At 68.0% G+C, this 23559-nt stretch carries 17 protein-coding genes, 2 tRNA genes and 1 pseudogene; 11 read left to right on the top strand and 9 right to left on the bottom strand.

Going from position 1 to position 23559, the window contains the following annotated elements; genetic code table 11:
• Positions 1-366: 366 nt before the first annotated feature.
• The 3 genes from OG300_RS19080 to OG300_RS19070 form a co-directional block, all read right to left on the bottom strand.
• Positions 367-1818, bottom strand: a complete 1452-nt coding sequence (locus tag OG300_RS19080) for a BTAD domain-containing putative transcriptional regulator (protein ID WP_405497800.1) — start codon at positions 1816-1818, stop codon at positions 367-369.
• 134 nt (positions 1819-1952) lie between these two features.
• A complete protein-coding gene (locus tag OG300_RS19075) occupies positions 1953-3209 on the bottom strand; it encodes a SulP family inorganic anion transporter (protein ID WP_405497798.1) in 1257 nt (418 codons plus the stop codon).
• Complete coding sequence (locus tag OG300_RS19070; RefSeq protein WP_405497796.1) at positions 3206-3601, bottom strand: hypothetical protein; 396 nt, start codon at positions 3599-3601, stop codon at positions 3206-3208. Before OG300_RS19070 ends, OG300_RS19075 begins: the two co-directional genes overlap by 4 nt.
• A 123-nt stretch (positions 3602-3724) precedes the next feature.
• Here OG300_RS19070 and OG300_RS19065 point away from each other — a divergent pair, with 123 nt between their 5' ends.
• A complete protein-coding gene (locus tag OG300_RS19065; protein WP_405497794.1) occupies positions 3725-6292 on the top strand; it encodes a LuxR C-terminal-related transcriptional regulator in 2568 nt (855 codons plus the stop codon).
• A gap of 18 nt (positions 6293-6310) precedes the next feature.
• Here OG300_RS19065 and OG300_RS19060 read toward each other — a convergent pair whose 3' ends face one another.
• The 3 genes from OG300_RS19060 to OG300_RS19050 all read right to left on the bottom strand — a co-directional run bounded on the left by OG300_RS19060 (position 6311) and on the right by OG300_RS19050 (position 10204).
• Complete coding sequence (locus OG300_RS19060; RefSeq protein WP_405497792.1) at positions 6311-8179, bottom strand: glycoside hydrolase family 15 protein; 1869 nt, start codon at positions 8177-8179, stop codon at positions 6311-6313.
• Positions 8180-8267: 88 nt separating this feature from the next.
• Complete coding sequence (locus OG300_RS19055) at positions 8268-8756, bottom strand: DUF1269 domain-containing protein (protein WP_405497790.1); 489 nt, start codon at positions 8754-8756, stop codon at positions 8268-8270.
• Positions 8757-8827: 71 nt separating this feature from the next.
• Entirely contained in the window at positions 8828-10204 is a 1377-nt protein-coding gene (locus tag OG300_RS19050) for an MFS transporter (protein ID WP_405497788.1), read from the bottom strand.
• 187 nt (positions 10205-10391) lie between these two features.
• Between OG300_RS19050 and OG300_RS19045 the strand changes: the two genes are divergently transcribed.
• A complete protein-coding gene (locus tag OG300_RS19045) occupies positions 10392-11051 on the top strand; it encodes a hypothetical protein (protein WP_405497786.1) in 660 nt (219 codons plus the stop codon).
• Between the two features lie 61 nt (positions 11052-11112).
• Here OG300_RS19045 and OG300_RS19040 read toward each other — a convergent pair.
• Positions 11113-11199 (bottom strand) — tRNA-Leu (locus OG300_RS19040).
• Positions 11200-11420: 221 nt separating this feature from the next.
• On the opposite strand from OG300_RS19040, the gene OG300_RS19035 reads away from it, so the two are divergent.
• From OG300_RS19035 to OG300_RS19010, 6 genes and pseudogenes are all read left to right on the top strand, one after another.
• Entirely contained in the window at positions 11421-12044 is a 624-nt protein-coding gene (locus tag OG300_RS19035; RefSeq protein WP_405497784.1) for an ANTAR domain-containing response regulator, read from the top strand.
• A 246-nt stretch (positions 12045-12290) separates the two neighbouring features.
• Complete coding sequence (locus OG300_RS19030; protein WP_405498594.1) at positions 12291-13511, top strand: branched-chain amino acid ABC transporter substrate-binding protein; 1221 nt, start codon at positions 12291-12293, stop codon at positions 13509-13511.
• A gap of 101 nt (positions 13512-13612) precedes the next feature.
• A complete protein-coding gene (locus OG300_RS19025; RefSeq protein WP_405497782.1) occupies positions 13613-14653 on the top strand; it encodes a branched-chain amino acid ABC transporter permease in 1041 nt (346 codons plus the stop codon).
• On the top strand, positions 14650-15867 hold the full coding sequence (locus OG300_RS19020) for a branched-chain amino acid ABC transporter permease (RefSeq protein ID WP_405497780.1): 1218 nt from the start codon (positions 14650-14652) through the stop codon (positions 15865-15867). The genes OG300_RS19025 and OG300_RS19020 overlap by 4 nt, the downstream gene beginning before the upstream one ends.
• A pseudogene (locus OG300_RS19015) lies at positions 15864-16811 on the top strand (ABC transporter ATP-binding protein); the annotation flags it as partial. The gene OG300_RS19020 and the pseudogene OG300_RS19015, both read left to right, overlap by 4 nt.
• 153 nt (positions 16812-16964) lie before the next feature.
• Positions 16965-17720: an ABC transporter ATP-binding protein gene (locus OG300_RS19010; protein WP_405498593.1), complete on the top strand. Its 756-nt coding sequence runs from the start codon at positions 16965-16967 to the stop codon at positions 17718-17720.
• 64 nt (positions 17721-17784) lie between these two features.
• Here the strand turns inward: OG300_RS19010 and OG300_RS19005 are convergent.
• Positions 17785-17857, bottom strand: a tRNA-Trp gene (locus tag OG300_RS19005).
• A 123-nt stretch (positions 17858-17980) separates the two neighbouring features.
• Here OG300_RS19005 and polA point away from each other — a divergent pair.
• Both polA and OG300_RS18995 read left to right on the top strand, forming a co-directional pair.
• Positions 17981-20743: a DNA polymerase I gene (gene polA / locus OG300_RS19000; RefSeq protein WP_405497778.1), complete on the top strand. Its 2763-nt coding sequence runs from the start codon at positions 17981-17983 to the stop codon at positions 20741-20743.
• A 631-nt stretch (positions 20744-21374) separates the two neighbouring features.
• Positions 21375-21809, top strand: a complete 435-nt coding sequence (locus OG300_RS18995) for a 2-keto-3-deoxygluconate kinase (RefSeq protein WP_405497776.1) — start codon at positions 21375-21377, stop codon at positions 21807-21809.
• An 87-nt stretch (positions 21810-21896) separates the two neighbouring features.
• On the opposite strand, the gene trxA is transcribed toward OG300_RS18995, so the two are convergent.
• The gene (gene trxA / locus OG300_RS18990; RefSeq protein WP_405497774.1) at positions 21897-22277 is read right to left on the bottom strand and encodes a thioredoxin; all 381 of its coding nucleotides are present in this window, start codon (positions 22275-22277) and stop codon (positions 21897-21899) included.
• A 117-nt stretch (positions 22278-22394) separates the two neighbouring features.
• Here trxA and OG300_RS18985 point away from each other — a divergent pair, with 117 nt between their 5' ends.
• Positions 22395-23480: an isocitrate/isopropylmalate dehydrogenase family protein gene (locus OG300_RS18985; RefSeq protein WP_405497772.1), complete on the top strand. Its 1086-nt coding sequence runs from the start codon at positions 22395-22397 to the stop codon at positions 23478-23480.
• The last annotated feature ends 79 nt before the right edge of the window (positions 23481-23559 follow it).

Below are 23559 nucleotides of genomic sequence, written 5' to 3'. Positions count from 1 at the left end.
ACTTCCCAGCGATTGCCGGAAATTGAGCGACATCACACTCTGCCAGATGCATTGTCCGAGAACATGAACGGATCCGGCAAATATGCAAGGTTTCATTTCGGGGCGCGCACGGACCCGGGTGGCGCGACCCTTGCCCGTCGACGGCAAGTCATGAACGACACTGTGCGGCAACCGAGTTCTGCGCGCTGGTGAAGTCTCTCACCAGCGCAATGGCACGGAAAGTCCCTATGGAGGCATTGTCGGACAGTGTCGATGTTGCTGTCGTCCAGGCCGGGTAAAAACAGCGGCCCCGAGAATTGAGACGGCTGTTCATGGCCGTATACGATTATCTCCGAGCGAATCTCGCTATGTCACAGCAAATTGCGCTCACTCGTTCGGCCGTTCGACCGGCGGTGTGATCGACTCCTCCCATGCGGCGGTCCGGTCGGCAAGCGCGGCGGCGGTGGCGCGCAGTTCCGGATCCGCGTCGGCGGTGCGGGCGGTGAGGACCACCAGGACCGGACTGCGGCGCAGCCAGTGGGTGATCAGGCGCAGGATCCGCCAGGTGGCCGGGTCGCCGTGCTGTAGTTCGTCGAGCACCAGCGCGACCGGTTGCTGCGGCGTGCTCGCGCGGCAGCGCCGCACGATGGTGCGTGCGATGTCGTATTCGCCGGCGCCGGACAGGGATCCGGCGACCATGCCGGCGCCACCGCCCAACCGGTCCGCGATCTCGGCCCACACCCGAACTGGCCGGGTGTCCCCGGCGCGGCAGCGTGCCCGCACCACCGTCCACGACTGCGCGCGCAGGGCCGCTGCCACCGTGTCGGCCGGTGTGCCCGCGTCGGATCCGGTGGAGTCGACCAGCCACACCAGCCGGATGCCTTGCTCGCGTGCGATTCTCGCCGCCGCCAACGCCGCCGCGCGCTGTCGTGGATATCGCGCGCGGCGTTCGGGCGGGGGAGTCGCGACCGAACTCGCGGGGCCGTCGAGTGCGTCGGACTGAGTGAGGATGGAGATCTCGAGGTCCTGCAATCGACGGCCGGGATCGACACCGAGTTCCGCGCCGAGGTATTCGCGGGTGCGGCGCAGAGTGGCCAGGGCCGCGGCCTGCTGACCCAGCCGATACTGAGCGGTCGCCAGCAGCCGGGTGCTCTCTTCCCGATCCGGTCGCCGCTGCACCAGCGCCCGCAGTCCGGTGACGACCTCGACCGGGCGGTCCAATTCCAGTGCGGCGCGGGCCCGGGATTCGGCGGCGAGCAGTCGCAGGTCGGTGAGCCGGGCCGCCTCGGCCGCCGCCCAGTGCTGCTCGGCGAACGAGGCCAGGGCGGGGCCGTGCCAGTCCGCCAATACGGTGTCGAGGATTCGGCAGCGTTCGGCGGGATCGAGGGCATCGCCGCGGTCGCGAATCAGGTTCTCGTACTTACCCAGTCCGTCCTCGAATTGCCAGGCGTCGACCTCGCCGACCGCCAGTCGCAGGGCATAGCCGGGTGCTTCGGAGACCACGATCTCCGCGGCCGCGCGGCGCGGACGCTGCGGCTCGAGCACTCGCCGCAGCTTGTGTACCTGCACCTGTAGCACCGACAGCGCGCTGGCCGGCGGGCGGCCGTCCCAGAGGTCGGACACCAGCCGCTCCACAGGCACCGTCTCACCGTGTGCGATCACCAGTCGCCCCAGCAGGGCGCGCGGGATTCGCCCGCGCAGCTCGGCGGGCGCGTCGTCGATCACCACTTGGAGCGGACCCAGTACCCGTATCTGCCGCCGATTGTTCGAAACCACGATCCGCCCACGATTCGCCACCGTCCGGAACACCTGCCCGGCTGATTGCGAAATGTTAGCCATGACTGGATGTTTGGTGTGAAATGGCGAATTGGCGTGTCGCTGTGAAAGTCGCCGAGAAGTCGCGGAAAAGCCTCGGGGTGAATGCTCGACGGGTAGCCCGACGGGAGGTCTCGCCATGTGCCGATGCGATGCCATCATCGCGTGTGTCCGCTGGTCAGCCCGACCGGGCGTAGCCGGACCTCGGGGGTCAGCGGTGGGGCGGGCGTGGTCGGCCCGGTCGCGAAAACCAGCGCTACCCCGGCGCGGTCCAGCTGCGCATCGGTCCAGAAATCCTTTGCGCCCGGATCGATTCCGTTCAGATACAGCCGTCCGCCGGACCGTTCCAGTCGCTCGGCGTACGCCGCGAGCACGCTCAACGGCCCGTGCCCCCCACACGGACCGTCGAGCCGGATGACGACCACCGATTTCCGTCCCGCCACCGCGGGCAGTCGATCGCGCAGGGTGCGGGTACCGGCGAAGCGCGCGCTGCCGCGCACCTCGAGCACGGTGACGCCGTTGTCCCGCAGGCGAACCGGTGCCCGCACCCTGCTCAGCGCCCCGTTCACGAGGCGCAGCTCGGTCAGTCGCAGATCCACGTCCTCCCGATTGAACTGCTGCAGCACCGAATGCAGCGCGCCGATCGCCACCGCCTCGGTGACCGGGAGTGCCAGGGCCGCACAGCAACTCGACGTGAGTGCGACGCGCGGTGCGGTCCCGCCGTTCCAGATCGGGCCGACGGCGCAGCGGCGCACGGCCAGCACCGCACCGGTGATGTACACCGCCGCCACGGCGGGCATCGCGGTCTCGCTCAGCAGCCGACCGCCCGTCGCGATCGCCAGCAGCGTCCAGGCTCGGACCGGCACCGGAACTCGGGACCACGCGTGGCCGCGTCGGCCGGGACCGAAATATCCGGTGCCGGAATCAGATTCGGGGCTGCGCTGTGGCCTCGCCACCGTCGGCCGCCGGTGGCGAGGGCGCCCGATGGCCGCGACCATCACGAACGCCACCGCGCCACTCGCGGCGAGCGCCACCGCGGGCCCCGGACCGGGCGGCGCGGGCAGCGGCAGGCTGCGCACCCCACCCACCTCCGACATCGGGCGCACGGTGCGCAGCCGGGCCAGTGCGACGACCGCGGTCGGAACCAGCAGCGCCAGCGGCGCGGCGGGTAGCGCCGGGCGGTGTCGCCGCAGCCCGATCAGCACGATCACCGCGAGTCCGCCGATCAGCAGCGACGCCCCGTCGAACCGGCCGGGATGCGAGATCACCCGCAGCGCAGCGACATCCGTCTCGGCCGTGCGCACCCCGGTCAGGCCCGGCAGTTCGGCCAGCGCGATCTTCACCGCCATCCCGATCAGCAGTCCGGTGAGCACGGCGTGCGAGACGAACCACCGGCAGCGCGCGAGGCGGCTCACGCCGGGCGGCCGGTCCAGGTGGCCACCGCCCAGATGACGATCACGTCGAGCCCGATCACCAGGATCGACCACCACGGGTAGTACGGCAGGGAAAGGAAATTCGCGATGATGGACAGGGCCGCGATGATCATCGCCGCCGTCCGGCCCCAGGTCTTGCGGGCCAGCAGGCCGCCGCCGGAGCAGGCGAGCAGGGCCCCGAGCACGATGTGGGTCCAGCCCCACGCGGTCAGGTCGAGCTCGTAGATGTAGGTGGTGCCGACCACGTAGAGCCCGTCGTCGGCGACCGCGGAGATGCCGGCCAGCACCGACAGGGTGCCCACGGTGATCAGCAGGATCGCCGCACCCACGGAGGTACCGGCCGCGATGCCTCGGCGCACAGGATGTTCGGTCATTTCGAGCCCTCTCTGCCGGGTGGATCGATGTGGTCGATGCGTCGCAGGTTAGGCAACCGATCAGGCTGTGCCATCGCACGTTCCGGATGAGGACGATGCGGGCACCTCGGGAAAGGGAAGACCTTGTCCGCACCGATGTCGTTCACCTCGATCGAGAATCCGGCGCTGCACGACCGATTCGATGCCGCCTGCGCGGGCACCCGGGTGCTGCTGGTGTGTGCCGCCGCGGGCACCGGCAAGACCACCGCGGTCACCGACTGGCTGCGCCGTCGCGCGGGTGCCCGGGCCGCCGGAGGGCTCACCGTCACCGCCGAGGTCGACCACCCCGAACGGTTCTTCGACGCGCTCGCCGACTGCCTCGGGCTGTCGCCGGAAACCGTTGTCCCGCAGGATGTTCTGCACGGTCCCACCGGGGTCGCGGGGCAGGTCGTCGCCGCGCTGGCGCGGCTTCCCGGGCCGATGACGCTGATTGTGGACGACGCCCACCTGCTGACCGATCCACTGGTGCTGGCCGGGTTCGAGTACCTCTTGCAGCATGCGCCGCCCGGCTTCGCGGTGGTGGTCTGCGCGCGCTTCGAACCGCCCGTGCGCTGGCACGGTCTGCCGCTCGCGGCGCGGCTCACCCGGATCGGTGCGGACGAACTGGCGTTCTCGCCCGCGCAGGTGCGTGAGCTGTGCGGGCAGCACGGCTGCCACCTCGACGATAGGGCGGCCGCCGAACTGGCGCGGCTGACCGGAGGCTGGCCCGCGCTGGTGCGGATCGCCGCCCTCCACTTCGTCGCCCACCCCGGCGAACCCGGCGTCGCGCTGGCCGCTTTCGCCCATCCGGCCCCGGCCGTCTCGGACTTCCTCCGCACCGAGCTGATCGGCCCGCTGCCGCCGCCGCTGCGCCAATTCCTGCTCTACACAGCGATTCCGGAGTCGTTCACCCCGGCACTCGCCGAGGCGCTGGCCGGACCCGGCGCGCGACACCTGTTGCGGGAACTCGAAAGGGTGAACTTTCCGCTGTCGCGACAGCTGGACGAAGGCGAATCCCAGCTGACCCATCATCCGCTGGTGCACGCTCACCTACGGGACGAGATCCGCTATGCCACACCGGGACTGGCGCGCGAACTGGCGTTGCGGACCGCCGCGTTCCACGATCGTGCCGGGCGGCCGCTGGCGGCGCTGCCACATCTGCTGACCGAGCCGTCGGTGGAGCCGATCGCGGACTTCCTGCGCCGGCGCGGCATCGTCCTGGTGCTGGACGGGGCTGGCCCCGCCCTCTTCGACGCGATCACCGAGCTGCGCCCGGCCCTGAACGACGATCCGTTCGTGTGGCTGCTGCGGGCGGTGGACGCTCTCGCGCACGGCGACCGCGCCGGAGCCGTCACCTGTCTGGAGCTGGCGCACAATGGCAGCGGCACAACAACATCCGTGGCACCGGCCGCGTGGCTGGCTCCGCTGCGGCAGGCCGTGGCGGTCGACACGGCGCTGGTGCGTGAGACGGCCGACCAACCGGACCCGCCGCAGGTCGAGGCAGTCGGGCACGCCGGTGTCGACGGCTACCTGGCGACGCAGCTGGCCACCGCGCAGGTGCTGTACGGCAATCGAATCGAGGGTTCGCGGCAGTTGCGGCGTGGGCTGCTACTGGCCACGGGCGCGAATCAGCCTCGCCTGGCGCTGCGTTCGCTGACCCGGCTGGCCGCGACCGCCGGACTCGACGACGCGGTCACCCAGATGCGGGAGCGGGCCGGTCGCGCCCTGGTCCTCGCCGCCGACCACACTCTCGCGCCGTCCTCCGACACCGCCCACGCGCTGGCCCTGTCGCTGTACGGTGCGTTCCTGCAAGGGGATTCGTGGGATGCGGCGCAGGCCGCGACACTCTCGGTGACGCGCGAACAGCCGGACGGGTCGACCATCCCGGTGGCGGGCTGGTCGGCGGATGTGGTGGGGCGGCTGCTCGGCTTCCATACCGGCACAGACCGCCATGATGCCGCGGCCGGGCTGCGGCACAGCATGATGGCGCTGCTCGAGCAGGGTGGCCCGCTGCCCGTCGCGGCGGAAGGGCTACTGCCGCACGTGGTCCGGGTGCTGCTCGAGGTCCGCGAGCCGCGCACCGCACAGCTGCTCATCGAACACGCGGGCGCGGTCATCGGTGCGACGCCCCGCATCGAACTGTGCCGGGCGACCTCCGCGCTGGCCGAGAACGGCAGGGCCGCGGCACAGCAGCTGTTCGCGCCCGTGCTCGAGCAGTCCGAGGCGCTGCCCCCGATCGACCGGGCCACCCTGTGGCTGCTGTACGCGGTCCGCAGCGACACCGGCGACCGCCGCCATCGGGTGCGGCGCGGACTCGACAACGCGCTGGCCGCCGCCACCCCGCAGCAGCTGATGCGACCGTTCCTCGAGGTGCCGGGCAGCATCGCCCTGCTCGACGACCACGCCGGGAGTTTCGGCGACCACGAGGCCTTCGTGGAACGCGTCCGACACCACACCCAGGCCCGCCGTCCGGCCGTCGAGAACCTGCTCACCGCGGCGGAAATGACTGTGCTGCGGCATCTTCCGTCCGGCCGGACGGCGGAGCAGATCGCGACCGCGCTCGGGGTGTCGGTCAACACCGTCAAGACCCACATGCGCGGCGTCTACGCGAAATTCGGGGTGCACTCGCGGCCCGCCGCCCTCGAGCGGGCCCGGCGCGACGGCATCCTGTGACGGTCCGCCGCGCCGAATTCAGCGTGGCAGCACGGACTCCGGCAGCAGCAGCCCATGCTCGGACACCGCGGCCGCGTCCAGCGCCCGATCCAGCGCGATCGCCGCGTCGATCAGCGACAGGTGGGTGAACGCCTGCGGGAAGTTGCCCAATTGCGTTCCGGTGAGGTCGATTTCCTCGGCGTAGAGGCCGACGTGGTTGGCGTAGGTCAGCATCTTCTCGAACACCAGCCGCGCCTGCTCGGTCCGCCCGGCCCGGGCCAGCGCGTTCACATAGTTGAAGGTGCACAGCGAGAACGTGCCCTCCGATCCGCGCAAGCCGTCCGGGGAGGCGAGCGGGTCGTAGCGGTACACCAGACTGTCGGTGACCAGCTCCGCGGCGATGCCGTCCAGCGTCGAGAGCCACATCGGATCCTGCGGTGCGACGAAGCCGACCTGCGCCATCCGCAGCAGCGAGGAATCCAGTACGTCGGAGTCGTAGTGTTGGACGAAGGCCTGCCGGTGCGGATTCCAGCCGCGTTCCCACAGCTGGTCGTACACCCGGTCGCGATGCCGCTGCCACCGGTCGACCGGACCGGGCAGGCTGTGTTCGCCCGCCAGCCGCACCGCGCGATCGAAAGCCACCCAGCTCATCAGCCGCCCGTAGGTGAAATCGGCTCGGCCGCTGCGGGTTTCCCAGATGCCCTCCTCAGGCTGGTCCCAGTTGTCGCCGAGCCAGTCCAGCAGCTCGACCACGTCGTGCCAGCCCTGGTGCCCGATCCGCAGGCCGCGCAGATCGGCCTGATAGATGCTGTCGAGCAGTTCACCGTAGATGTCGAGCTGCAACTGCCCGGCCGCGTCGTTGCCGACCCGCACCGGCCGGGAACCGCGATAGCCCTCCCAGTGCCCGAGCACCTCCTCCGACAGGTCCCAGCTGCCGTCCACCCGGTACATGACCTTCAGCGGGCCGCCGTGCGAGCGGTAGCGCCCGCGCAGCCACTGCGCGAAATCGGCTGCCTCCTCGGTGAATCCGAGCGCCAGCAGCGAATACACCGAGAAGGAGGCGTCACGAATCCAGGTGAAGCGGTAGTCCCAATTGCGTTCGCCGCCTATCTGTTCGGGCAGTCCGGCGGTGGGCGCGGCGACGATGCCGCCGCTCGGCGCGTAGGTCAGCAGTTTGAGCGTGATGGCCGAGCGCTGCACCATCTCTCGCCAGCGGCCGCGATAGGTCGACTGCGCCAGCCAGCCGTGCCAGAACCGCACGGTCTCGGCGAAGAGTTCCTCCACCTCGGCGACCGGCACCGCGCGCGGCAGCGACCGGGCCTCCGATTCGAGGATCACCCCGCGCACCTGCCCGGCCTCCAGGGTGATCGCGCCGCGCAGCCGCCCGTCCTCGGCGAGTTGCAATCGCGCCAGCTGCGCGTCGTCCTCCTCGCGCACGGCGTGCAGGGTGAGGGTGACATCGCCGCCGTCGAACAGCGCTCCGTCGGGCAGGATGTGCGTGCGATGCGGTCGCCGCCCGTAGTCGAACGCGGGAAACACGTCCAGCTCGAACGTGATTCGACCGCGCACGCAGCGCAGCATCCGCACCAGCCGGTGATTGCCGGTCGGTGCGCGCTTGGTGATCGGCGGCATGAAATCGACCACCTCGCCGGTGCCGGACTCGGTCATGAAGCGGGTGATCAGGATCGCGGTGTCCGGAAAGTACATCTGGATGCTGCGATAGGTCTGCCGGGCGGGCCGGATCCGGCAGTGCCCGCCCCGCTGCTGATCCAGCAGCGACCCGAACACACTCGGAGAATCGAAGCGCGGCAGGCACATCCAGTCGATCGTGCCGTCGAGCGACACCAGGGCGGCGGTCTGCAGGTCTCCGATGAGGCCGTGATCGGCGATCGGCGGATACAGGTCCACGAGCAACTCCTTGTCGTCGAAGCGTTGTCGTCGAAGCGTTCGAGGCGGCGGCGGACCCCCGAAAAGCCCACCGCCGCTGTCGTTCTCGTCAGGCGGAGAAGACGTCGCGCAGCGTGGCCTCCTGCTCCTCGGAGAGGTTGGTGGCCAGCAGTTCGGCCTCCTGCCCGGGGAAGCGCTCGGCCACCCGATCGGGCACCGCGCCCGTGGTGAGGACGAACAGCGCCGAGGTGCCCGGCGTGATCTGCTCCTTCAGCCGCGCGATGAATCCGTCGTCGATGCCGACATCGGTCATCGCGCCGCTCAGCGAGCCCAGTCCCGCGCCGATCGCCAGCCCCAGCAGTGGGACGAAGAACAGCAGGCCGAACAGCAGCCCCCAGAACGCGCCGCCGAGCGCACCCGCTCCGGTGAGGCTGCGCAGCTGCTTGGTCTTGGGTTTCTTCGCGTTCTCGGGCCAGCTGACGATCGCGCCGTCCTGCACCGTGATCAGCTGTTCGCGTTGCAGTTCCTTGAGTTCCGCGATCGCCTCCGCGGCACCGGTGGCCGTCGGGAACTTCCAGACCGTCAGGGTTCCTGCCATCGGATCCTCCTTGGGTTGTGTGTCCGGATCGGTACCGCGCCGACGGTAGAAGCACCGGGGGTGGGTGGACGTCACACATCGCGGGTGAGAGATCCGGCCGCGGGTCGGGCCCGGCCGGGTAGCAGCGCGGCCGTGGCGAAGCCCGCGATCCCGAGCGCCGCGAGGACCAGCAGGGTGAGCGGATAGGCGCGGGCGGGGTCGGCCAGGCCCGCCACCAGCAGGGTGCCCGCGACGCCGGTTCCCAACGCGGAACCCAGATTCGACACCGCGCGCGAGAGCCCGGAGATCTCGCCCTGATCGGACTCGGGGAACGCGGACTGCACGACGTTCACCGACGGCGTCAGCATCGTCCCCACGCCGAGACCGAACAGCAGCAACCCGGGTGTGCACGCGACCGCGCCGGGATGCGCGCGAACCAGAAGCAGCAGCAGCCCGATTCCCACTGTCGTCGTGGCGAATCCGGTCATGATCAACAGGCGCTGCGGGTGGCGGCGGGCCAGGCGTTCGGCGGCCAGCGACGCGCACAGCACCCCACCGGTCGCCGCCGTGAAGATCAGCCCCGTACCGATCGCGTCGTAGCCGCGCCCCACCTGCAGGTAGGTCGCCACCACGAACGACACGCCCATCAGCAGCAGCCATTGCAGGTTCTGCGTCACCAGCGCCAGATTCGCGGTGCGGTTGTCAAAGACCCGCGACGGCAACAACACCGGCTTGCCCGCGCGCTCGCGAACCCGGAGGTATCCGGCACACCCCGTCAAGGCGAGCGTGCCCGCGATCAGCAGTCCGGCGGCGGCTCCGAGACTGCTGTCGGCCACCATGATTCCCGCCACCACGCTCACCAGCCCCGTGGCCGACAGCAGCGCGCCCACCACGTCGAAGGGCCGCGACGGCTGCGCGGGCAACGGATCGGTGATCCGGCGGCCAGCGACGATCACGATCGCCACGATCACGGCCTGGAAGACGAACACCGCCCGCCACGATGCCCACTCGGTGATCATTCCACCGATCAATGGTCCTGCGGCAGCGCCGATTCCACCCATTCCGGTGATCACGCCGAAAGCTCGCGCACGCGACCCGGAATCCGGAGTCAGCAGGGTGGCGAGGATATACACCGGTGGAATCAGCAGCGCGGTGCCCACGCCTTCCAGTAGTGAATTGCCGAGGATCAATACGCCCAATCCCGGCGCGATCGCGCTGAGCAATGCGCCCGCGGCATAGATCATCAATCCGGCTCGCAGACAGCGTTTCCGGCCCCAGCGTTCGGTCAGCGCGCCACCGGGAATCATCAGCGCCGCCATCACCAGCAGGAACACCGTGATCACCACCTGTACGCCCGCCACCGAGGTGTGCAGGTCGGTGCTGATCTCGGTGATCATCACATTCATGCTCGATCCGGCGAAACTGCAGATGAACTGGGCCAGTCCGAGCGGAATCAGGATTCGTCGCATCCGCTCACCTCAGCGCACGCCCGGGGCGCGCGCCTCATCCACGACGGATGAGAAAAGGACAACAAAGGCATTTCGCGCAATTCACATCTAAATGGACTGTGTGCCTTGACTTTCGCTGAATCGTCAGCCGAATAACGGCCCGCCCGATAGCATCTCGAATCGGCGCCGTTCAACAGTGAGGAAATTTATGACCGAATCCGAGAATGCGTCGCTGTCCTTCCCGCCGGCCGAGCCGCCGCCATTCCCGGACACGCCGCCCATGAAACAGCCGATGTCGCGCCGCAAGCTCGCGGCCATCGCGGGCATTCTTCCGTTGGGCGCCATAGCGGTCGGCGCCACCGCCCTGGCCCGATCCGATGACGACGCGCACTCGGCCACCCCGCCGAGCAAGGCCGCGAACTTCGGTGCCGTCCCGACCCAGACCGCGCCTCCCGCCGGCCTGGCCCCGGAGATCTCGAAGATCGGCACCCGCCACATCGCCGCGCTGCACGCCATCCACCTGCACATCAGCCATATGGCGACCTACGACCCGCAAACCCTGGACGACTATTTCATCGGCGCCCTCGACGCCTCGACCGGCGCCTACCGTCAGCACCTGCTCGACACCCGCGACGCCACCCGAGACTTCTTCGCCTCCACCAACAGTCGCAGCCAGGTCATCGAATTCAATTGCGGCCTGCGCGCGATCACCGGCGGCACCGCCCTCGGCATCGGCTACGTCAAGCAGTCCACCACCAACGACCTCACCCCCGACCCGGCAGTCACCCTGGTCGCCTCGGTGGTCACCGCCGAGGAGCAACCCGACGGCCGCTGGCTGATCAGCGACTTCAAACGCGTCTCCACCTAGCCGCGCACATATATACGGCTGAAGGGCTGTCCCGGCATCCGCTGGAACAGCCCTTCAGTGTTGGTGCCGAGTGTGGGAATCGAACCCACACGCCCTTTCGGGCAACGGTTTTTGAGACCGTCGCGTCTGCCTATTCCGCCAACTCGGCGCACCGGGGAGAAAGCATAGCGGGTCCGGGGCGCTCGGCCCAATCGGGCAGGCGGCGGGACTACACCGTTGTGATACTGGTCGGTTTGCCCTGGGTACGTGGGTTGTGGGGGCGGGTGGGCGGTACTCTTTGGGAGACTCGGGTGCGTGCCGGTCCTGCGAGGGTGGCGCAAGACGGGTGGCATCGGGTGTTGGTATTCGGAAGGCGACAGGGGTTCATCTATGGGAACGACAGCAGGGGGCGGTTCGAAGAAGGACTCAGCGGCATCCGCCCCCAAGCGGGTGGTGGTTGCCGAGGACGAGGCGCTCATCCGGATGGACCTGGTGGAGATGCTCTCCGAGGAGGGCTATCAGGTAGTGGGTGAGGCGGGTGACGGCCAGCAGGCCGTCGATCTCGCCGAAGAGCTGCGGCCGGATCTGGTCATCATGGACGTGAAGATGCCGCGCCGCGACGGTATAGACGCCGCTGCCGAGATCGCGTCGAAACGCCTTGCGCCGGTGGTCATTCTGACGGCTTTCAGTCAGCGCGACCTGGTGGAGCGGGCTCGCGACGCGGGAGCGATGGCCTACCTGGTGAAGCCGTTCACCAAGTCGGATCTGGTGCCGGCCATCGAATTGGCCGCTTCCCGTTTCCACGAGATCGCCGCGCTCGAGAGCGAGGTTGCCAACCTCACCGATCGGCTCGAGACACGCAAGCTGGTCGAGCGTGCCAAGGGTGTGCTCATGCAGACCCAGGGACTGTCGGAACCGCAGGCCTTCAAATGGATTCAGCGCACGGCCATGGACCGTCGCACCACCATGAAGGCGGTAGCCGAAGTCGTACTCGAGAACCTGGCGCCGAAGTAAGGCATGTTTGCCACAGTATCGCCCCCGTGTTGCCGTGAATAAACTGTAGGAATTTACAGTGCGGTAACACGGGGGCGTTCTCGAATGGTTGCGATGTCACATTGAAGATTCGATTGTGATGCGGAGCTAACGTGGCGGGACTATGTTCTGGTTCGGGCCGATCGATGGGGCGGCCCTCCTCGGTCGCCCGGGGGTGCACAGAACATGAGGTGAATCGTGCTTGGTTCATGGACACATGCCTCGAGCCTGCGGCGCAGTCGCACGGCCCGAGCGGTGATCATCGGCGCGGCAGCGGTACTTGCTCTGACATCTGCCGGTTGCAGCAGCAAGTCCACCGACAACAGCGGTGGCGGTAACGGCGGGGGCAGTCTGACTATCCAGCCCCTGGTCCAGATCGACAAGGACGGCAAGGAAGTTCCGGCCGCCGACAACTCCGCGGCCGCGAATCCGGCCAGCGACGGCAACGACAAGTGCGCGCCGCAGACGATCGCCATGGCCGGCCCGCTCACCGGCGCCAACGCCAACCTCGGACTCAACATCATCCGCGGCGTGAAACTGGCGCTCGACCAGCACAACAAGGCCAACTCGGGCTGCCAGGTGACAGTCAAGGAGTTCGACACCGAGGGTGACCCGCAGAAGGCCACCCAGGTCATTCCGACCATCATCAGCGACCCGTCCATCACCGCCCTGATCGGCCCGACCTTCTCCGGCGAGACCAAGGCCACCGGCCAGATCATCAGCGATGCCGGGCTGGTCTCGCTGACCCCGTCGGCCACCAACGTCACGCTCACCACCAACGGCTGGAAGACCTTCTTCCGCGGCCTGGGCAACGACGGTGTGCAGGGTCCGGCGGTCGCCAAATACCTGGCGGGCACCGGCAAGTACAAGAAGATCTGTGTCGCACAGGACAATTCGGATTACGGCACCGGTCTGGCCAAGACCCTGACCGAAGGCCTCGGCCCGCTCGCCGACGCCAGCTGCTCGGTGCAGGTCAAGACCGGCGACAAGGACTTCTCGGCCGCCGTCTCCAAGCTGGCCGCGGCCAAGGCCGATGCCATCTTCTACGCGGGCTACTACGCCGAGGCGGCCCCGTTCGTGCAGCAGCTGCGTTCCGGCGGCGTCACCTCGACCTTCATCTCCGATGACGGCACCAAGGACGTCGAGTTCGTGAAGCAGGCGGGCGACGCGTCCAAGGGCGCGCTGCTGTCGTGCCCGTGTGGCCCGGCCCCGGAGAAGTTCACCACCGATTACAAGGCGTCCAGCGGTTACGACCCGGGCACCTACTCCACCGAGGGCTACGACCTGACCACCATCGTGCTCAAGGGCATCGCCGCGGGTAAGGTCACCCGCTCCGACCTGGTCGACTACGTTCGTAACTACAACGGCACCGGCCTGGCGCGCACCTACAAGTGGGACGCGCAGGGCGAACTGTCGAACGCGCTGATCTGGATGTACGAGGTCAAGTAGTCCCACCGATTCGAAGCGGCGTGCGCCGAATGCGCGATAGGTCGAATATGAGCGTGACCTGTCCGCGGCGCGCGCCGCTTCCTCGACGGCGAGAGTAACGAATGTCTTCCACACTCCTGGCCGATGCGACTGTGCTGGCGAACAGTTCCATCAGTTTCGACGTCTCCGATGTGATTCACCAGTTCTGGCGGCTCACCGTGGACGGTCTGGCCTACGGCTCGATCTACGCGTTGGTCGCCGTCGGTTACACCCTGGTTTACGGTGTGCTCCGACTGATCAATTTCGCCCATTCGGAAATATTCATGGTGGGCATGTTCGGGCAATATGTCGGTCTCATGGCGCTCGGATTCAGCCCCAGCGGAAATGTGTATTCCGAAGGCGTGGTGCTCACCGTCATCTACCTGTTCGTCGCGATGGTGATCGGCATGCTGGTCTCCGGTGGCGCGGCCGTCGGATTGGAACGAATCGCGTACCGCCCGTTGCGAAAACGCGGCGCGAAGCCGCTCATCTTCCTGATCACCGCGATCGGCATGTCGTTCGTGCTGCAGGAGTTCGTGCACTACGTGCTGCCGAAGCTGTCGGGGTCCAAGCTGGGCGGCACCAACGCGCAGCAGCCGATCCGGCTGGTGCAGCCCACCGAGCAGTTCTCGATCTTCGGCGCACCGGTCACCAATGTCACCATCGTGATCATCGTGGCCGCGATCGTGCTGGCCGCGATCACCGAGATCCTCATCAACAGAACGAAATTCGGCCGCGGCATCCGCGCGGTCGCGCAGGATCCGGACACCGCGACGCTGATGGGCGTCTCGCGGGAACGGATCATCATGACGACCTTCCTGCTCGGCGGCCTGCTGGCCGGCGCGGCCTCGATGCTGTACACGCTGCAGATCCCCAACGGCATCATCTATTCGGGCGGATTCATCCTCGGCATCAAGGCTTTCAGCGCGGCGGTGCTCGGTGGTATCGGCAACCTGCGCGGCGCGTTGCTGGGTGGTTTGCTGCTGGGTCTCGCGGAGAACTACGGGCAGATCCTCTTCGGCACCCAGTGGCGTGACGTGGTCGCGTTCGTGGTGCTGGTGGCCGTACTCATGATCCGCCCCACCGGCATTCTCGGTGAGAGCCTGGGGAGGGCGCGGGTATGAGCGACAAGATGCCTACCAAGGTGCCCGGACGTGGTCTCGGTGACGGTGTGCGCGACTGGTGGGGCGGCCTGGCGCGGCCCGCGCAGTGGGGCCTCGGCGTTCCGCTGATCATCGTGCTGGCGCTGCTGCCGTTGTTCAAGGTGCCGCTGCTGGATACGCCCGGCACCAGTTTCTCCGGCGTGATGGCGCAGTTCGCGATGACCGCGCTGATCGCCGTCGGCCTGAATGTGGTTGTCGGACAGGCGGGTCTGCTCGACCTCGGCTATGTCGGCTTCTACGCGGTCGGCGCGTACACCGTCGGCCTGCTCACCAGTCCCAACAGTCCGTGGAATCAGACCGACGGTTGGCTGAAGCCCGGTTGGGCGTGGCTGGCGTGCGTTCCGATCGCGATCGCCGTCACCGCGGTCTCCGGATTGATCCTCGGCACTCCCACGCTGCGGCTGCGCGGCGACTACCTCGCCATCGTGACCCTCGGCTTCGGTGAGATCGTGCGCCTGCTGGCCGACAACCTGGGCGACATCACCAACGGCAGCCTCGGGCTGTCCCGCATCGCCTATCCGCGGGTGGGCGTCTCGGACACCCATCCGAACGGCTACTTCTCCTCCGGCAACCTGGGCGACCCGCACAGCTGGAATCTGTTGGACCGGGCCAACTCCGGCACCTGGTGGTTCTGGATCGGCATGGTGCTGGTGATCATCGTGCTGCTGGTCGTCGGCAACCTCGAGCGCAGCCGGGTCGGCCGCGCGTTCGTCGCAATCCGCGAGGACGAGGACGTCGCCGAGATGATGGGCGTGCCCACCTTCAAGTTCAAGCTGTGGGCGTTCATGATCGGCGCGGGCATCGGCGGCATGTCCGGTGCGCTGTACGCGGGCCAGGTGCAGTTCATCAATCCGACCGGATTCAACATCATCAACTCGATGCTGTTCCTGTGCGCGGTGGTGATCGGCGGCCAGGGCAACAAGCTCGGCGTGATCGTCGGCGCGTTCCTGATCGTGTACCTGCCCAACCGGTTCATGTCGGTGAACATCGGCGGACAGTCGCTGGGCGACTACAAGTATCTGTTCTACGGCGTCACCCTGGTGGTCGTCATGATCTTCCGCCCGCAGGGCCTGTTCCCGGTGCGGCAGAAGCTGCTCGCCTACGGGCGCACCGTCTACCGCGCGGTGCACCGCACCCCCGCACCGGCCGTCGAGACCACTGGAGGACCCCGATGACCGGGCCGGGCGCGGGTGACGGGCTCTACGACAACGAGGACCTCTCGGCCGGATACGCCGGGCAGCCGGTCGAGCCCAGTGCGGGCACCTTCGACGTCACCGAGGTGCTGCCGGTCTACCGGGACCCCGATGTGGTGGCGGAAGTCGTTGCGCCGCATCGTGATATCGAGACCGAGATCGGTGCGCCGCTGCTGCGCACCGAGGGGCTGACGGTGAAGTTCGGCGGCCTCACCGCGCTGGACGACGTCACCTTCGACATCCGCCGCGGCGAGATCCTCGGCATGATCGGGCCCAACGGCGCGGGCAAGACCACCTGCTTCAACGCCATTACCGGTGTGTACCAGCCCGCTTCGGGTCAGGTGCTCTTCGACGGCAAACCGCTCACCAAGTCCAAGCGCAACGAGATCACCCGGCTCGGCATCGCCCGCACCTTCCAGAACATCCGGTTGTTCGCGGAGATGACCGCGCTGGAGAACGTGGTGGTCGGCGCGGACGCCCGCCACCACACCTCGGTGCCCGGCGCGGTGTTCCGCACGCCGCGCCATAGCCGCGAGGAGCGCGACGCCATCGAAAGAGGCATGGCGCTACTGGAATTCGTCGGTATCGCACCGCACGCGGTGGAGAAGGCCCGCAACCTCTCCTACGGTGATCAGCGCCGCCTGGAGATCGCGCGCGCCCTGGCCACCGAGCCGAAACTGCTGTGCCTGGACGAACCGGCCGCCGGATTCAATCCGAGCGAGAAGGCCGCGCTGATGGATCTGATCCGCAAGATCCGCGACGACGGCTACACGGTGCTGCTGATCGAGCACGACATGCGCCTGGTGATGGGCGTGACCGACCGGATCGTGGTGCTGGAGTTCGGCCGCAAGATCGCCGACGGGCTGCCGGAGCAGATCCGGCAGGACCCCGCGGTGATCAACGCGTACCTGGGTGTGCCGGACGACGCCGAGGGCGGTCAACCGGGCGGGACCGCACCGAGTGTGCCGAGACCCGCCGCCTCGGTCTCGGCGTGGCCTGTCGCACCGAGCGTGCCGAAACCCGCTGCGCCGAAGCCGGATCCGGTTCCGTCCGGTGGTGGCGTGCTGGGCGGCGATTGGATGCCCACCGAGCAGTTGCCGGTCGTGCGGGTTCCCGAGCCACTGCTGGTGGTCGAGGACATGGTCGTCAACTACGGCAGAATCCAAGCCCTGCACGGTATTTCGCTGACAGTCGGCCAGGGTGAGCTGATCACCCTGCTGGGCGCCAACGGTGCGGGCAAGACCACCACCATGCGCGCCCTGTCGGGCCTGCTGCCGCTCACCCGCGGCCGCATCACCTTCCAGGGCCGCGACATCACCCGCATGAAGGCACACGAGCGGGTCGTGGCCGGGCTCATCCAGGCCCCCGAGGGTCGCGGTGTCTTCCCGGGCATGACGGTGCAGGAAAACCTCGACATGGGTTGTCACGCACGCCCGTTCAAGGTCAAGGCCGAGTACAACCAGACCTTGGACTGGGTGTTCGAACTGTTCCCGCGCCTGGCCGAGCGTCGTCGTCAGGTGGGCGGCACCCTCTCCGGCGGTGAGCAGCAGATGCTGGCCATCGGCCGCGCCCTGATGGCCCGCCCGGAACTGCTGCTGCTCGACGAGCCGTCGATGGGCTTGGCCCCCATGGTGATTCAGCAGATCTTCCGGATCATCGCCGACATCAACGCGGGCGGCACCACGGTGCTGCTGGTCGAGCAGAACGCCCAGCAGGCCCTGACCCGCAGCGACCGCGCCTACATCCTGGAGACCGGCGGTGTCACCAAGACCGGCCTGGGCGGCGATCTGCTGCACGACCCGGCGGTCAAGTCCGCTTACCTCGGTGTCGGCTGAGGCGGGAAACCACCGAAAAGCATTCGGGCCGGTCACCTTCTGGTGACCGGCCCGAAGCCTTCTGCAGGGGCGACAGGAATCGAACCTGCAACCTGCCGCTTTGGAGACGGCTGCTCTGCCAATTGAGCTACACCCCTTGGCGGGAGATCACGCTACCAGGTGCCCTGGGGCGGCGCGAAATCGGTTTACCCGACCTGCGGCGACGGGCCGGGTATGCCCGCTGCCCACGGATGTCGGAGGGGATACCTACACTCTTGCGGGTGACCCCTGCCTCTACCGATCAGCGTCCGAGTGCCACGTCAACCACAGCCGCTTCCGGCGCGCAGCCGACGCTGCTGCTGCTGGACGGTCATTCGCTGGCCTACCGCGCGTTCTACGCGCTGCCGGCGGAGAATTTCAAGACGCAGAGCGGGCAGACCACGAACGCCGTGTACGGCTTCACCGCCATGCTGATCAACCTGCTGCGCGATGAGAAGCCGACGCATGTGGCGGCCGCATTCGATGTGAGCCGCAAGACCTTCCGCACCGAGGTGTTCCCGGAATACAAGGCGAACCGGGCGACCACGCCGGACGAGTTCCGCGGGCAGGTGGAGACCACGCAGGAGGTGCTGGGCGCGCTCGGCATCCCGGTGATGGCCATCGACGGCTACGAGGCCGACGACGTCATCGCCACCCTCACCACGCAGGCCGTGCCGGAGGGCTTCCGGGTCCTCATCGTCACCGGCGACCGCGATTCGCTGCAGCTGGTCAACGACAACGTCACGGTGCTCTACCCGAAGAAGGGCGTCTCCGAGCTGACCCGGTTCACCCCGGCCGCGGTGGAGGAGAAGTACGGCTTGACCCCGGCGCAGTACCCGGATTTCGCGGCCCTGCGCGGCGACCCGAGCGACAATCTGCCGGGCATCCCGGGCGTGGGGGAGAAGACCGCCACCAAGTGGATTCGCGAATACGGTGATCTGGTCACCCTGGTCGACAAGGTCGACACGGTGAAGGGCAAGGTCGGAGACGCGTTGCGCGCCAACCTTTCCGGCGTCATGCTCAACCGCCAGCTGACCGAGATGGTGCGCGAGGTGCCGCTGCCCTACACCCCGGATCAGCTTGCCATGCAGCCCTGGGATCGCGACAAGATCCACCAGCTCTTCGACGAGCTGGAATTCCGGGTGCTGCGCGACCGCCTGTTCGACACCCTGGCCCCGGTGGAGCCCGAGGCCGAGTCCGGCTTCGAGATCAGCGGCAGCGCCCTGGCGCCGGGCACCGTCACCGCCTGGCTGGCCGAGCACGCCAAGCCCGGTGTGCGGCACGGAATCTCCGTCGTCGGCAACGGTTCGCCCATCCAGGGCGACGCCCAGGCGGTGGCCCTGGCGGCCGCCGACGGCGAGGGCGCCTACATCGACGTGCACGGCCTCACCCCCGAGGACGAGGCGGCACTGGGCGCGTGGCTCGCCGACCCCGAGACCCCGAAGGCGTTGCACGAGGCCAAGACCGCCATCCACGCACTGCGCGGCCGCGGCTGGCAGCTGGGCGGCCTCACCACCGACACCGCCCTGGCCGCCTACCTGATCCTGCCGGGCCAGCGCACCTTCAACCTGGAAGACCTGTCGCTGCGCTACCTCAGCCGGGAACTGCGCGTCGACAACGCCGGTGAATCCCAGCTCTCGCTGCTCGACGACGAGGATCTGGTCGACACCGAGATCGCCAATGCCCAGATGCTGCGCGCCCGTGCGGTTTCCGATCTGGCCGACGCCTTCGACACCGAACTCGAGCGCATCGAATCCACCGCCCTGCTGCGCGATATGGAGCTGCCGCTGCTGAGCGTGCTGGCCGAGCTGGAGGCCGCCGGTATCGCCGTGGACGCCGCCCAGCTCGAGACGCTGCAGCGCGAATTCGCCGATCGGGTCGGCGAGGCCGCCAATGCCGCGTACGGCGTCATCGGCAAGCAGATCAACCTGGGTTCGCCCAAGCAGCTGCAGGTGGTGCTGTTCGACGAACTCGACATGCCGAAGACCAAGCGCACCAAGACCGGCTACACCACCGACGCCGACGCGCTCGAGGGCCTCTACGAGAAGACGCAACACGAGTTCCTGCAGCACCTGCTCGAGCATCGCGACGCCACCCGCCTGAAGGTGACCGTCGACGGCCTGCTCAAGTCCATCGCCGACGACGCCCGCATCCACACCACCTTCAATCAGACGGTGGCCGCCACGGGCCGGTTGTCCTCCACCGAGCCCAACCTGCAGAACATTCCGATCCGCACCGATATGGGCCGCCGCATCCGCGACACCTTCGTGGTGGGTTCCGGTGCGGGAGCGGAGGGTTCGGTCGCCTACGAGTCGCTGATGACCGCCGACTACAGCCAGATCGAAATGCGGATCATGGCCCACCTGTCCAAGGACGAGGGCCTGATCGAGGCCTTCAACTCCGGTGAGGACCTGCACAACTTCGTCGCCTCCAAGGCCTTCGACATTCCGATCACCGCGGTCGATCCGGAGCTGCGCCGCCGCATCAAGGCCATGTCCTACGGCCTGGCCTACGGGCTGTCCGCCTACGGTCTGTCGCAGCAGTTGAAGATCAGCGCCGATGAGGCGAAGGTCCAGATGGACGTCTACTTCAGCCGTTTCGGCGCGATCCGCGACTATCTGCGCGACGCCGTCGACCAGGCCCGCAAGACCGGCTACACCTCAACCCTCTTCGGTCGCCGCCGCTATCTGCCGGACCTGGACTCCAGCAACCGGCAGCGCCGCGAGGCCGCCGAGCGCATGGCCCTCAACGCTCCCATTCAGGGCACCGCCGCCGACATCATCAAGGTGGCGATGATCGACACCCAGCGCGCCATTCGCACCGCCGGGCTGAAGTCCCGCATGCTGCTGCAGATCCACGACGAACTCGTCTTCGAGGTCGCGCCGGGGGAGCGGGAGCAGCTGGAAGCCCTTGCCCGCGAACACATGTCCAACGCCATCGACCTCTCGGTGCCGCTGGAGGTCTCGGTGGGCGTGGGTCGCAGCTGGGACACCGCCGCGCACTAGTGAGCCGCGCATTCCGATAGTCGAACTCGTCGGCCGCGAACTCTTTCGGGAGTTCGCGGCCGACGTGTTTTCGCCAGCCGCAGTGAATTCGCGTGCAGGAGCGGCTCGGCGCGTTGGCTTTTCGGCGTGTCGCAATTCTGGATGGTTGCTGGACTTCGACAGGTGTGATGTCGAAATGCGCCGCCATTCGGACTGGTCAGTCTGCGAGCGGGTTTCGGACTTGTCTGGATTGCCCTGAGCTGGGCGTTTATCTGCCGGATGGTTGCGGGCTCACCGGTGTTTGCCCGAGGCGGCGTGGCGGCCCGTGTGGCGGGCGTCGCATGTCGGGTGACCTGCGGAGAAGTTACTCGTGGGTCGACATCGAATGTGGTTGCCAATGCATGGGAGTCCCCCTATGCTCGACCCCGTGCCGAATCCCGCCCCCAGCCGCAGCGCAGCGCTCGAAGTCGCCGACCGCGACCGCGCCGTGCTCATTTCGCTTACCGCGAGTGTGGCTGACGCGCGAGTACTCGTAGTTCTCCGCCGTAGCGGGGTCTGATTCGGACCGGCCCCTCGCTGCGGCCGTGTGAACTTCTTTTTCTGCTGGTCCCCTCTGCCATTTCTTCGGAAGAAATCGGGAAGACCTAGTTCAATGACCATCACCCTTGATGCCCCCATGTTCATTGCCGCTGCCCCCGCGAGCCTGCGGGCCGAGAGCAACGGCCTGACCCCCGCCGAGTTCCACGGCCGGTACTGCGAACCGCGCGGTCCGGTGAAGCTCAGCGACTGGACCCCGCTCGGCGACCGCGCCGGCAAGGCCACCCTCGAAATCGCCGATCGCCTGCGCACCGTGGTGGCGACCGGCAGCCCGGTGGCGGCGCTCACCTCGGCTCTCTACGACGAGGGCTATCCGGTCGAGATCCTCGCGTTCCACCAGCGTCCGATCGAAGGCGGCCTGGCCACCTTCATCCAGTGCGAGTTCAACGGCCGTCGCGGCTGGGGCGCGGCCATCGCCGCCGACTCCGCCGAGGCGACCATCCGCGCCATGATCGCCGGGATCAACCACCTCGGCGCCCACTTCCAGTAGTTCCTGACGGCGTCACCCACGCTCTGAAAAGCCAAGCGCCGCATCTCCTTTCGGGGATGCGGCGCTTCGGTGTTTGCGGGTGGCGAGTTATTCGGCCGACTGGTCGGCGGGCTGCTGCTCGGCGAGCTGCTTGCGCACGTCCTCCATGTCGAGAGCCTTGATCTGGGTCACCAGATCCTCGAGCGCGGCCGGCGGCAGTGCGCCCGGCTGCGCGAAGACCAGCACGCCCTCGCGGAAGGCCATGATGGTCGGGATCGAGCGGATGTTGGCGGCCGCCGCCAGGCCCTGCTGGTCCTCGGTGTCGACCTTGCCGTGCACCACGTCGGGGTGCTTGTCGGAAGAGGCTTCGAAGGTGGGCGCGAAGCTGCGGCACGGACCGCACCACGATGCCCAGAAGTCGACGAGAACGATGTCGCTCCCGGTGATGACCTCGTCGAAGTTCTGCTCGGTGAGGGCTTGGGTGGCCATGGTGTCCTCTCGTATCGATGTCCCCCGGTCCAACACCGGGCCCAACGGTTATCTTCCCTGCGTACGCAGTGGCGGCGGTCGCTGTTCCACCACCGGTTACCCACTACCGTAACTGCCATGAGCGATCTCGACACTCGACTGCGGCTGGGCCTGTTGGAAGGCGACGGCATCGGCCCGGAAATCGTGAGAGCTACCCGCGACGTCGTCGACGACGCCTTCGAGTCCACCGGTCAGCAGCCCGTCGAGTGGGTGTCGCTGCCGTTCGGGCGGGCCGCGATCGAGGAGTTCGGCAGCCCGGTGCCCGAGCACACCCTCGAACAGCTCGCGGAGTTGGAGGCCTGGATCATGGGCCCGCACGACAGCGCCTCCTACGCGCCCGAGCATCGGCTCGGCCTGCCACCGGGAGGCCTGGTGCGCAAGCGATTCGGGCTCTACGCCAATATCCGCCCGGCCCGCACCCTCGAGGGCGTGCGCTCCACGGCCCCGGCCATGGACCTGCTGATCCTGCGCGAGAACACCGAGGGCCTCTACGCCGACCGCAATATGGCCGCCGGATCGGGTGAGTTCCAGCCGTCCCGGGACGTGGCACTCTCGGTCGGGGTGTTCACCCGGGCCGCGATCGAGCGCATCGCGCACCTGGGCTTCGAGATCGCGGGCGAACGATCCAAGAAGGTCACCATCGTGCACAAGGCGAACGTGCTGCCGATGACGATGGGCATGTTCCGGGACGTCTGCTACGAGGTGGCTGCGCAGTATCCGGGCGTCGAGGTGAACGACGAGCACGTCGACGCCGCGGCCGCGCATCTGGTGCGCGCGCCGGAGGATTACGACGTCATCGTCACCGAGAATCTCTTCGGCGACATCCTCTCGGATCTGGCCGGCGAACTCAGCGGCTCGCTCGGTATGGCGGGGTCGGTGAACTGCTCGGACACCCAGATCATGGCCCAGGCCGTGCACGGCGCCGCGCCCACCTTGGCCGGGCACAATCGCGCGAACCCGGTGGCGCTGTTCAACTCTGCCGCGGGCATGCTGCGCTGGATGGGTCGCACCCAGCGGCACAGCGCGCTGCGGCGGGTGGGGGAGCGCATCGAACACGCGGTTGCGGAGACGTTGCGGGCCGGGGTCGCGACGTCCGATTTGGGTGGGCTAGCATCTACCTCCGAATTCACCGAGCAGGTGCGCGCACGGCTGCACCGCTGGTGAGCGCGCACTTCCGGGACCGGGCGTGTTCGGCCACGTAAAGGCGTGTCGCCGATTAATGTTCGGTTACCGACCCACGCGG

It is taken from the genome of Nocardia sp. NBC_00511 (genome assembly GCF_045161165.1).
Taxonomy (GTDB): Bacteria; Actinomycetota; Actinomycetes; order Mycobacteriales; family Mycobacteriaceae; genus Nocardia.
The sequence above is the reverse complement of the archived record's forward strand: the minus strand, read 5'-3'. Positions and strand labels throughout refer to the sequence as shown.

Bases quoted from the DNA above. Each gene is read 5' to 3' on its own strand.
- OG300_RS19070 (WP_405497796.1), bottom strand. From the start codon at position 3,601: ATGACCGAACATCCTGTGCGCCGAGGCATCGCGGCCGGTACCTCCGTG.
- OG300_RS19050 (WP_405497788.1), bottom strand. From the start codon at position 10,204: ATGCGACGAATCCTGATTCCGCTCGGACTGGCCCAGTTCATCTGCAGT.
- OG300_RS19025 (WP_405497782.1), top strand. From the start codon at position 13,613: ATGTCTTCCACACTCCTGGCCGATGCGACTGTGCTGGCGAACAGTTCC.
- trxA (WP_405497774.1), bottom strand. From the start codon at position 22,277: ATGGCCACCCAAGCCCTCACCGAGCAGAACTTCGACGAGGTCATCACC.
- OG300_RS18995 (WP_405497776.1), top strand. From the start codon at position 21,375: ATGACCATCACCCTTGATGCCCCCATGTTCATTGCCGCTGCCCCCGCG.
- OG300_RS19010 (WP_405498593.1), top strand. From the start codon at position 16,965: ATGCCCACCGAGCAGTTGCCGGTCGTGCGGGTTCCCGAGCCACTGCTG.
- OG300_RS18985 (WP_405497772.1), top strand. From the start codon at position 22,395: ATGAGCGATCTCGACACTCGACTGCGGCTGGGCCTGTTGGAAGGCGAC.
- OG300_RS19045 (WP_405497786.1), top strand. From the start codon at position 10,392: ATGACCGAATCCGAGAATGCGTCGCTGTCCTTCCCGCCGGCCGAGCCG.
- OG300_RS19055 (WP_405497790.1), bottom strand. From the start codon at position 8,756: ATGGCAGGAACCCTGACGGTCTGGAAGTTCCCGACGGCCACCGGTGCC.
- OG300_RS19020 (WP_405497780.1), top strand. From the start codon at position 14,650: ATGAGCGACAAGATGCCTACCAAGGTGCCCGGACGTGGTCTCGGTGAC.
- OG300_RS19035 (WP_405497784.1), top strand. From the start codon at position 11,421: ATGGGAACGACAGCAGGGGGCGGTTCGAAGAAGGACTCAGCGGCATCC.
- OG300_RS19080 (WP_405497800.1), bottom strand. From the start codon at position 1,818: ATGGCTAACATTTCGCAATCAGCCGGGCAGGTGTTCCGGACGGTGGCG.